Origin of the sequence: Microbacterium sp. CCH5-D1 (genome assembly GCF_001557335.1) — a bacterium.
Lineage (GTDB): Bacteria > Actinomycetota > Actinomycetes > Actinomycetales > Microbacteriaceae > Microbacterium > Microbacterium oxydans.
On record NZ_LSJW01000288.1, the window covers coordinates 20368 to 30056 of the forward strand.

The following is a 9689-nucleotide window of genomic DNA, read 5'->3' on the forward strand; positions in this document are numbered from 1 at the left end:
CCGCCAGGTGTCGAGGCGGGTCTGCCTCTACAGAGTAGGCGATGCGGCGAGTCGCCAATCGGCGAAGTCGAAACCTGGCGACACGAAGCACGACACCAGCACCTCGTCGGCGTCGAGCGGCCGCGCGGCCTGCCAGACACCGGCGGGCACGAGCACCTGCGCCGCGTCGTCGGGTCCGAGCACCACCGGGGTCGCCACCCCCGGCTCCGCGCCGTCGCCACCGAGACTCAGTTCGAGCCGCCCCGGGCCGTGCCACAGCCACAGCTCGTCGCTGGTCACGACGTGCCACTCACTCCGTTCCGACGGCAGCAGCAGGTAGTGGATGCAGGTGGCCGCCGGGCGCGGACCGTTCGGCGTCTCGACGGGAAGCGGGCTCGTCCAGGTGCGACGGAACCAGCCGCCCTCGGGGTGCGGGGCGAGGTCGAGCCGTTCGGCGGTTGCGGGGCGCTGTGTCATGCGGGTGCTCCGGTTTCGGGGAAGGAGTCGACGGCGTAGCGGACCTCGCCGGAGATGATGGTGGCGGCCGTGCGGCCCGCCCCGTGCTCGACGAGTTCGACCACGGCATCGGGGCCTGACGGGACGTCGAAGAACGTGAGGTCGGCGAGTGCCCCCACCGCGAGGTACCCGGTGCGGTCGGGACCGACGTCGATGCCCATGGCGTGCGCCCCTCCGAGGGTGGCCGCACCCAGCAGGCGGGCGTGCAGGTCGCGGTCGGTGTACCCCTGCGAGCGGGCGATGCGCGCGAGCTCGGCCACATCGGCCAGCACATCGAGCGAGGGGCTCGACGACAACGAGTCGGTGCCGACGGCGATCGGGCTGCCCTCGCGCAGGTACGCGGCGATCGGGGGTTCCTCGAGCCCGATGACGGCGTTCGATCGCGGGCACAGCGCCACGGTGGTGCGGCGCTCCCGGAGGATGGCACGGTCCCTGGCGCTCATGTACACCCCGTGCGCGATGTGGCAGTCCGGTCCGAGCACGCCGAGCTGATCGACGAACTCGGTGGCGCTGGTGCCGAATCCGGCCTTGCGCAGCTCCTGGAAGCTCGCGAGCCCCGCCGTGTGCCAGGCCTGCGGGTGCTCATGCGCGAACTCGCTCTCGAAAGCAGCCTCGCCGAGGTGGATGTGGATGCGTCCGCCGCGCTCGCGCACGATGTCGGGGATCTCCAGCAGCGGCTCGATGTCGAGCGAGTAGGGAGCGTGGGGTGAGAGGCCCGTCCCCGGCGGCGTCGGCAGCGCGTCGAGCGCCTGCTCCACCTGCTCGCGCCCGGTGCGAGCCCAGTCGGCGTTGGTCCAGCTCATCACCTCCCAGTAGGTGATGCCGTGCAGGCGGGCGTCGTGCAATGCGGTCGCTGCCGCCCTGTCGGTCACGACATCCGCAACGGCCGTCGTGCCGAAACGCAGTGCCTGTGCGGCACCGTCGGCCGCGTCCACCGCCCAGTCGCGCCCACCTTCGTAGACCGGATCGAACGCGCGCACCCAGTCGTCGAAGCCGTCGTACTGCCCGCGCCCGACCGAGGCCATGCCCGTGTACTGCAGGTGGGTGTGCGCGTTCACGAGACCGGGGGTGAGCACGCCGTGCCAGTGCACCTCCTCCGCCTCGATCCCGCGTTCCGAGAGCGACCGCAGCACCCACTCGCGTTCGCCCACGTGCATGATCCGTCCGTCGCGCACGGCGACCGCACCGTCGACGATCGGCGGGGCGGTGATCGGCACGACGAGCCCCGCGGAGTAGACGGTCACGGCGGTCATGCGGACTCTCCTCGGAAACGCGGCGAGCGCCATTCGCGCAGCGCGTCGATCTGGGCGGCGCTGCGCTGGTCGATGCGCTCTCCGCGCAGGGCGAGAGCGGCCGTGCCGATGGCGGTGTCGGCCTCGGCGGGAAGGGCATGCACTCCGACGGGCAGCGCGAGCGAGAGCAGGTGCTCGACGGCGTACAACTGCACGGCGAACGACAGATCCATGATCTCGATCGGGTTGCCCTCGCCGGCTGCGAGGTTCACGCATCCGGCCCTCGCGATCACGAGCGCGCCGTCTCCCGCACGCTCGACGAACGGCGATCTCTGCCCGTCCGCTCCTGCGTACGACTGCAGCGTCGACACATCGAGGTCGACCTCGTGCGGAACACCGCCGGCGACCGCGACGATCGCCGCCGTGAGCAGCACCTCGGCATCGACCGTGTGCGGCGCACCGGTGGCCGAGACGACGAGCGCTCCGGGGGCGAGGTCGTGCAGACGCCCGATGCGGTAGCCGTCGTGCGTGGCGCGAAGTGCGCGCACCGGGTCGGTCTCGGTGACGCCGACCTGCACGCCCAGCGCCCGCAGGTGGGCGGCGACGCCCTCTCCTACGGGCCCGTAGCCCACGACCACGGCCGGCTGGTCGCGAAGGTCGATGCCGGCGTCGTCCAGGGCGTCGGCGATCGCGAACACGCAGGACTGCCCGGTGCCGTAGCGGTTGTCGAAGGAGGTCTTGGTGAGGGCGTCGTTCACCGCGATGACCGGGATCTCGAGCACTCCTTCGCGCTCCATGAGCCGCAGGGGCGTGAGTCCACTCGTGGTCTCCTCGGCCGCGCCGCGCAGCCCGGCCGCGATCCCCTCCTCGTGCGCGAGACGGATCAGGTGGGAGCCGTCGTCGAGCAGCAGGTCGAAGCCGCGGCGCAGGAAGGCCACGGCGGCGGCGCGCTCCGCAGCTGCCGACAGGGCCGGGTCACCGTCGACGGGGATTCCGCGGGATCGCAGCACCTGGGCGACCTCGACGTCGATCTCATCCGGGTGGGCGTAGACGGCGACCGTCGCTCCGGCATCCCGCAGCAGCAGGGCGAGCTGGGCGGTCTTCGGCTCCAGCACCATCGCGATGCCGATCCGCACACCCTTCACCGTGCCGGCCTCGCGCAGGCGTCGCGCGCGATCGGTGGCGACGGGCATGTGACGTCCGGCCGCATCGACACGGTCGTGAGCCGTCTCACGCGCAGGGAGAGCCTTGCCGTCAAGCAGGATCTCGGGCGTCGCACCCGGTGCGAGGACGACTCCGTGGCCGACCGTGCCGGTGCTTCCGAGATGCGCACCGAACGCGGGCAGCAGTCGACGCAGCTCATCGGCCACGGCATCCGTTCCCACGACGGAGAAGTCGCGACCGGCCACGAGCAGGTTGGTCTCGCGGGCGAAGCGCCGCACCAGACGCTGGGCTGTCGCGGTCTCGTCGGTCACCAGTCAAGGGTAGAGCCCGCGGGGTGCGCCGACTGCCAGAGCGGAGGCTGTCGCACCCGAATGTGTCGGTGCGTGTCGGCGACCCTGGATTCCCCGGCGCGGTTCGCCTTTCATGGAGCCCATGACCCGTCAGATCCGCTTCAACGCCTTCGACATGAACTGCGTCGCCCACCAGTCGTCCGGGCTGTGGCGCCACCCCGACGACCGGTCGCGGCAGTACAACACCATCTCGTACTGGACCGACCTGGCGAAGCTGCTGGAGAGTGCGACCTTCGACGGCATCTTCATCGCCGACGTGCTCGGCACCTACGACGTGTACGGCGGCACGAACGAGGCCGCCATCCGCAACGGCGCCCAGGTGCCGGTGAACGACCCGATCCTCCTGGTCAGCGCGATGGCCGCGGTGACCGAGAACCTCGGCTTCGGCATCACGGCCGGCACCGCGTTCGAGCATCCCTACCCGTTCGCTCGACGACTCAGCACACTCGACCACCTCACGCAGGGCCGCGTCGGCTGGAACGTCGTGACCGGTTACCTGCCCAGCGCCGCACGGAACATGGGCCAGGAGGACCAGCTCGCCCACGACGACCGCTACGACCACGCGGACGAGTACGTCGAGGTGCTCTACAAACTCTGGGAGGGCTCGTGGGAGGACGACGCGGTGGTGGAGGACCGCGAGCGCGGCATCTTCACCGACCCCGGCAAGGTGCACCCGATCGGGCATGAGGGCAAGCACTTCAGCGTGCCGGGCATCCACATCTCCGAGCCATCGCCGCAGCGCACACCGGTGATCTACCAGGCTGGCGCGAGTCCCCGCGGAGTGAAGTTCGCGGCCGAGAACGCCGAGGCGATCTTCGTCGCCGCCCCCTCGAAAGAGGTGCTCGCCGGCACTGTCAAGCGCATCCGCGACGCGCTCGAGGCCGCAGGTCGCGACCGGTACGACGCCCGTATCTACACGCTGCTCACCGTGATCACCGCAGCGACGAGCGAAGAGGCGACCGCGAAGCACGCCGAGTACCTCTCCTACGCCAGCCCGGAGGGCGCACTCACCTTCATGTCGGGGTGGATGGGCGTCGATCTCTCGCAGTACGCCGAGGACGAGCCGGTCGGGAACGTCGAGTCGAACGCGATCCAGTCGGTGCTGCAGCACCTCAAGGAAGAGGCCGACCTCGGTCGCGAGTGGACGGTCGGCGACTTCGGGCGCCACAACGCGATCGGCGGCCTCGGCCCCACGATCGTCGGCTCGGGCGAGGAGATCGCCGACGAGCTGCAGTCCTGGGTCGACGAGACCGACATCGACGGCTTCAACCTCGCCTATGCGGTCACCCCCGGCACGTGGCAGGACATCATCGAGCACGTCATCCCGGTGCTCCGCGAACGCGGCGTCTACCCCGAGGAGTACGCACCGGGAACGCTCCGCAACAAGCTCCACGGCCGTGGCGACCGCGTGCAGGACACGCACCGCGCCGCGAAGTACCGCGTCGGCTCCTTCGCGAAGGCGTAGCCCTCTCGCCTCGAATCGCGCAAACGGGTGCTGTGGACGCCGTTTCCCACCATTTGCGCGATTCGAAGGTCCCCTACACGAAGACCCGGGGAGCCAGGGTCGACAGCAGAGCGAGCTTCTCATAGCTCTCCGACCCCGGGATCGCGGTGTAGACGAGAAGGAACTGCGACTGCTCGGGATCGACGAGGCTCTGACACGTCAGCTCGAGCGGCCCGAGGTCGGGGTGAACGAAGCGCTTCGTGTCGCGGGGCCGGAGGCCGACCTCATGACGGTCCCAGATCTCGCGGAACTCCGCGCTGTGCTCCTGCAGCGCGTCGGCCATGCGGGCAGCGCGCGATGAGGGGCCCCGCCGGGCGATGACCTCCCGCAGACCAGACACCCACAGCCGCGACAGGAACTCGTGCTCGGCGGGGTCGTACAGGTCCCGCGTGGATGGCTCGCGGAACCAGCGATAACCGAGGCTCCGCTCCATGCCGGTGAGGTGTGCCGTGTCGCCGGTGAGCGCTACGCCGAGGGGCGTCTGCCGCAGGGTCTCTCCGAGTTCGCTCACGATCTCGGCCGGAGTGTCCTGCAGCCGGTCGAGGATCCGCAGCATCCCCGGTCCGATGTGGTCGCCGACTCCGCCCCGCGCGGGCGGTTGATGTCCGGCGAGGCGGAACAGGTGGTCGCGCTCGTCGATCGTGAGGTGCAGCCCCTGGGCGATCGCGGCGAGCATCTGCTCCGAAGGCAGCGGCCCGTCACCCCGTTCGAGTCGCGCGTAGTAGTCGGCCGACATGTGGCTGAGCGCGGCCACTTCCTCGCGACGGAGCCCCTCGGTGCGCCGTCGCGCCCCCCGTGCCAAACCCACGTCCTCCGGTTGCAGACTGTCTCGCCGCAGTCGCAGGAACCCCGCGAGCGCCGTCCTGTCGATGACCATCCGGCCCTCCTCCCGACGCCCCGATCCTCGCATCCGTCCGTGCCGGTATCCACTGCATGGGGAGTCCTGGTTGCGGCGACGCCCAGCACGCACGCTGGAGGGAGACCCGAAGGAGCACATCATGAGACCGCGCATCCCCGACATCCGCATCCCCTCTCTCGCCGGCCGCCGTGCGATGGTGACGGGAGGGAGCGACGGCATCGGCCTGCACATCGCCACGCGTCTCGCCCGTGCCGGAGCCGAGATCGTGCTCCCCGTGCGCAATCCGCAGAAGGGGGATGCCGCCGCCGCGACCATCAGGGACGCCGCGGCGGGTGCGCAGGTGCAGACCTCGCCGCTCGACCTCTCGTCTCTCGACTCCGTGGCGGAGTTCGGCGAGGCGATGCGGAGCGACGGCAGCCCCGTGCATCTGCTCATCAACAACGCCGGGGTGATGTCGCCGCCTGACCGGCAGACCACGGCCGACGGGTTCGAGGTGCAGTACGGGACGAATCATCTCGGGCACTTCGCCCTGGTCGCACACCTTCTTCCCGTGCTCAGCGCGGGGCAGGCGCGCGTGACCTCCCAGGTGAGCGTGGCCGCGGCCCGCGGAACGATCGACTGGCAGGATCCGAACGGGGAGCAGTCTTACGACGGGATGCGGGCTTACCGGCAGTCGAAGATCGCGCTCGGGCTGTTCGGCCTCGAACTCGACCGCCGCAGCCAGGCGCTCGGATGGGGCATCACGTCGAACCTGTCCCACCCCGGAGTCGCCCCCACGAGCCTGCTCGCCGCCCGTCCGGAACTCGGTCGCGCCGACGACACCGTCGAGGTGAGGGTGATCCGGTGGGCGTCCCAGCACGGGCTGATCGTCGGCACGGCCGAGAGCGCCGCGTTGCCCGCACTGTTCGCGGCAGCGTCGTCGTCCGCTCTGCCCGGCCGCCTGTACGGCCCGCGCGGTCCTGGCCACATGGGCGGCGCTCCGGCCGAGCAGGCCCTGTACCGTCCGCTGCGGAGCACGGCGGATGCCGCGCGCAGCTGGGACCTCTCGGAGCAGCTGAGCGGCGTGACCTACCCGCGGTGACGTCTGGTCAGTCGTCGCTGCGGCTGAAGATCCCCCGCAGCACGAGGAAGACCACCACGGCCACGACCGCGACGATCCCGAGCTTGAAGATGAACGCGAGGACCGAGAACAGCGCGCTCACGATCCACCACGCGATCACGACGGCGAGGATGACGCCGAGGATGGTCCAGAGGTTCTTGGTCATGCCTCCAGCCTACGGAGTCGAAGCTGAAGGGATCTCCTCGAGCGACCGATAGACCGGGAGCCCGCGATCGAGCGCGATCTCGACGTCCTTGTCGGCGCCGGACGACTCCCCCGGCAGCCGCAGGACGGCGTCGCAGTGCTGCAGCAGTCGGTGCGCCGTCTCGTACATCACATCACCGCCCTCGGCGTCGGCTTCATCGAGCGTGCGCAGGATCGGCAGCGCGACCCACTCGCCGATCATCGGCACGTGTCCGAGGCGGAAGATCGGACCCGAAGCCTCCTCGAGACGGGCGAGATTCCGGGAGATGAGGGCTGGATCACCGTTCGTGCCCGAGCGGTACGGGCCGGCGATCAAGATCAGGAGTGGTTTCGTCATGGGGATGACTGTAGTCTTAATCATGCACAATCGTGCAATTTCGTGAGGAAACATATGCTCGCCGCTCAGCGCAAAGACCACCTGCTCGATCTTCTCGTCCGCGACGGGAGGGTCGTCGCGAAGGCGGTGGCCGACGAACTCGGGGTGTCGGAAGATGCCATCCGCCGGGATCTCCGCGAGCTCGCCGACGAAGGGAAGCTCCAGCGCGTATACGGCGGCGCCCTGCCGAACCCCGCCCCCGAACCCCCGGTGCGCGAACGTCACGACCTCGCGACCGAGAGCAAGGAGAGGGTCGCGCGTCAGGCCGTCGCCCGCGTCCGTCCCGGATCGACGATCGTCGTGGACGCCGGGACCACGACCCTCGCGATGGCCCGCCTGCTCCCCTCCGGCGCCGGCATCACGGTCATCACCCCGAGTCCCGCCGTCGCCCTCACCGTGGCCGAGCATTCCGACGCCCGCGTGATCATGATCGGCGGGGAACTCACCCGGCACTCCCTGGTGGCCGGGGGCGGTCTCGCGATGGAGGCGATCCAGCACCTCGCCGCCGACGTGTTCTTCGTCGGCGCGACGGGCGTCGACCCCGTGCACGGGCTCACCACCGGCGAGCTCGACGATGCGGTCACGAAGCGGGCGATCGCCTCGCGATGCGCCGAGACCGTGGTGCTGGCGAGCGAGGAGAAGATCGGTGCCGCCTCGCGCTACCCGGTGCTGCCGTTCGATGCCGTCACCGCGATCATCACCGACCCGCTCGACGTGAATCCGCTGATCGGGGAGGTCATGGCGCTGGTCGGCGGTCGGGCGTGAGGGAATGCCCCTGCTCCCCGAAGCGATCGGCGAGCAGGTCGTGCAGGTGTCCTGCCGCGCCGAGAAGAGCGACGCTACGACGGGTGAGGTCGCCCAGGCGCGCGGTGAGGATGCGCTGCACCTCTCCGGTCCGACCGTGCGCGCGCACCTCATCGAGAATGCGTGAGATGGCGGGGATGCCGTAACCGCCGGAGCGAAGGGCAGCGACGACTCGCGCCTCGGTGATCGCGACCGAGCCGTACGAACGGGTCGACGTGTCGCCACGAAGCGGATGCACGAGACCCTCGCGTTCCCAATGGCGCAGTGCCGAGGAGCGCACGCCGAGAGCCTGGGCGAGTTCGCCGATGGTCATCGCGTCATCGGCGGCGAACACGTCGTCGGCTTCCGCCACCGCGATGTCGAGCGCCCTGAGCGCCTCGCGCACCCGGGAACGCTCGTGGGCGAGGTCAGCATGCAGATCGTCGATCCGATCGGCGGCATCCTCGATCGAGCCGCCGATCAATACGGGCATCAACCGGCGAGCAGGCACCGGTCCGAGCGCGGCCGCCATCGCACGATAGGCCTGCAGCGCCGTGGCGTGCTGCATCCGATACCGGCGATAGCCGTTCACGCCACGCTCCGCTGCGGGGATGACGCCGAGACTCTCGAGGTCGCGCACCTGCTGCGTCGAGTATCCGACGAGCATTCCGAGCCGCATCGTCGTGAACGTCGTGACTTGAGGGTTCTGCATCCGGTCCCCTGTCTTTTGCGCACCCAAGTCCACATAAGCACTTCCGCCTCACCATTGAAGGATGGAAATGCAGGAGATCATCGAAACGGTCCGTGGACTCGACGGCGTCCTCGTCGTCACACCCGAAGCCGGCAGCGACTTTCCGGAGCTGTCGTGGGGAGACACCTACCTCTACTACGCCCCCGATGGGCGGATGCCGGAGCGCACCCAGCCGTACGGCACGATCATCACGAAGGACTACCCCGATGACACCTCGTCCGCCCTGGATACTCCGGGGCGCTTCCGGGTGAACATCCACATCGGGCGTGAAAGGACGGAGTCGATCGCGGGTCCTGACACCGATCCGACCGCGGCCGACGTGTTCCACCGGCATCCGCTCTACGGCACTTCCGGCTGGGTGTGCGTGATCAATCCCGCGGAGCGGACGGCGGATGCGGTGCTCAGCCTTCTTCGCGAAGCGCACGAGGCAGCACGCGGCCGCACCGCGCGCCGGGCGAGGTGAGCATGACGACCCCACAGGGCATGACCGAGGCCGACCGCCGGATCGTCGCGGTGTGGGCGGCTGACTGCGCGGAACGCGTAATGCCCTTGTTCGAGGCCGAGGCACCCGATGACGCTCGGGCTCGTGACGCCATCGCCAGGGCACGAGCATTCGCGCGGGGCGAGCTCACGGCTGCGGGCGAGATCCGACGACGCTTCGTCGCTGGACGCGCCGCCCACAGCGCCACCTCCCCCGCCGGCGTCGCCGCGGCCCGTGCGGCAGCCCAGGCCGCAGGAGTCGCACACATGGGTGCTCACGCCCTCGGAGCAGCCGCATACGCCGCGAAAAGCGTCGAGCTGGCGCACCCGAACGAACCCGATGCCCGCGCCGCAGAGGTGCGCTGGCAGCTCGCGCGCCTCTCCCCCGAAGC

The 9689-nt window shown here is 70.0% G+C and carries 12 protein-coding genes; 5 read left to right on the forward strand and 7 right to left on the reverse strand.

The features are described from left to right. Window positions 1-27 precede the first annotated feature (27 nt). Genes AX744_RS16915 through AX744_RS16925 form a run of 3 tightly spaced genes read right to left on the reverse strand, consistent with a single transcriptional unit; the run spans window position 28 to window position 3202 of the window. Complete coding sequence (locus AX744_RS16915) at window positions 28-456, reverse strand: cupin domain-containing protein (RefSeq protein WP_046748566.1); 429 nt, start codon at window positions 454-456, stop codon at window positions 28-30. Beyond that, the gene (locus AX744_RS16920) at window positions 453-1748 is read right to left on the reverse strand and encodes an amidohydrolase family protein (RefSeq protein WP_058631959.1); all 1296 of its coding nucleotides are present in this window, start codon (window positions 1746-1748) and stop codon (window positions 453-455) included. The genes AX744_RS16915 and AX744_RS16920 overlap by 4 nt, the downstream gene beginning before the upstream one ends. Beyond that, the gene (locus AX744_RS16925) at window positions 1745-3202 is read right to left on the reverse strand and encodes an adenosylhomocysteinase (RefSeq protein ID WP_061018181.1); all 1458 of its coding nucleotides are present in this window, start codon (window positions 3200-3202) and stop codon (window positions 1745-1747) included. Before AX744_RS16925 ends, AX744_RS16920 begins: the two co-directional genes overlap by 4 nt. A 121-nt stretch (window positions 3203-3323) precedes the next feature. Here AX744_RS16925 and AX744_RS16930 point away from each other — a divergent pair, with 121 nt between their 5' ends. Further along, window positions 3324-4706: an LLM class flavin-dependent oxidoreductase gene (locus AX744_RS16930; RefSeq protein WP_061018183.1), complete on the forward strand. Its 1383-nt coding sequence runs from the start codon at window positions 3324-3326 to the stop codon at window positions 4704-4706. A gap of 73 nt (window positions 4707-4779) precedes the next feature. Here AX744_RS16930 and AX744_RS16935 read toward each other — a convergent pair whose 3' ends face one another. Further along, the gene (locus tag AX744_RS16935) at window positions 4780-5622 is read right to left on the reverse strand and encodes a helix-turn-helix transcriptional regulator (RefSeq protein ID WP_061018185.1); all 843 of its coding nucleotides are present in this window, start codon (window positions 5620-5622) and stop codon (window positions 4780-4782) included. A gap of 121 nt (window positions 5623-5743) precedes the next feature. Here AX744_RS16935 and AX744_RS16940 point away from each other — a divergent pair, with 121 nt between their 5' ends. Beyond that, window positions 5744-6685, forward strand: a complete 942-nt coding sequence (locus AX744_RS16940; RefSeq protein WP_061018187.1) for an SDR family oxidoreductase — start codon at window positions 5744-5746, stop codon at window positions 6683-6685. Window positions 6686-6692: 7 nt separating this feature from the next. On the opposite strand, the gene AX744_RS20860 is transcribed toward AX744_RS16940, so the two are convergent. Together AX744_RS20860 and AX744_RS16945 are read right to left on the reverse strand one after the other, a co-directional pair. Then, window positions 6693-6869, reverse strand: coding sequence for a hypothetical protein (locus AX744_RS20860; protein WP_046748560.1), 177 nt, complete (start codon window positions 6867-6869; stop codon window positions 6693-6695). Window positions 6870-6878: 9 nt separating this feature from the next. Beyond that, window positions 6879-7244 carry a DUF4406 domain-containing protein gene (locus AX744_RS16945; RefSeq protein WP_193752199.1) on the reverse strand — a complete coding sequence of 122 codons (366 nt, stop codon included), beginning with the start codon at window positions 7242-7244 and terminating at the stop codon, window positions 6879-6881. 54 nt (window positions 7245-7298) lie between these two features. Here AX744_RS16945 and AX744_RS16950 point away from each other — a divergent pair, with 54 nt between their 5' ends. Continuing rightward, window positions 7299-8048: a DeoR/GlpR family DNA-binding transcription regulator gene (locus AX744_RS16950; protein WP_061018189.1), complete on the forward strand. Its 750-nt coding sequence runs from the start codon at window positions 7299-7301 to the stop codon at window positions 8046-8048. On the opposite strand, the gene AX744_RS16955 is transcribed toward AX744_RS16950, so the two are convergent. After that, window positions 8020-8778, reverse strand: a complete 759-nt coding sequence (locus AX744_RS16955; protein WP_061018191.1) for a MerR family transcriptional regulator — start codon at window positions 8776-8778, stop codon at window positions 8020-8022. The genes AX744_RS16950 and AX744_RS16955 overlap by 29 nt on opposite strands. A gap of 61 nt (window positions 8779-8839) precedes the next feature. On the opposite strand from AX744_RS16955, the gene AX744_RS16960 reads away from it, so the two are divergent. Next, a complete protein-coding gene (locus AX744_RS16960) occupies window positions 8840-9280 on the forward strand; it encodes a DUF6194 family protein (protein ID WP_082738568.1) in 441 nt (146 codons plus the stop codon). Window positions 9281-9282: 2 nt separating this feature from the next. Further along, window positions 9283-9689, forward strand: a 407-nt coding sequence (locus AX744_RS16965; RefSeq protein ID WP_061018196.1) for a putative immunity protein, incomplete at its 3' end; no start/stop codon positions are given.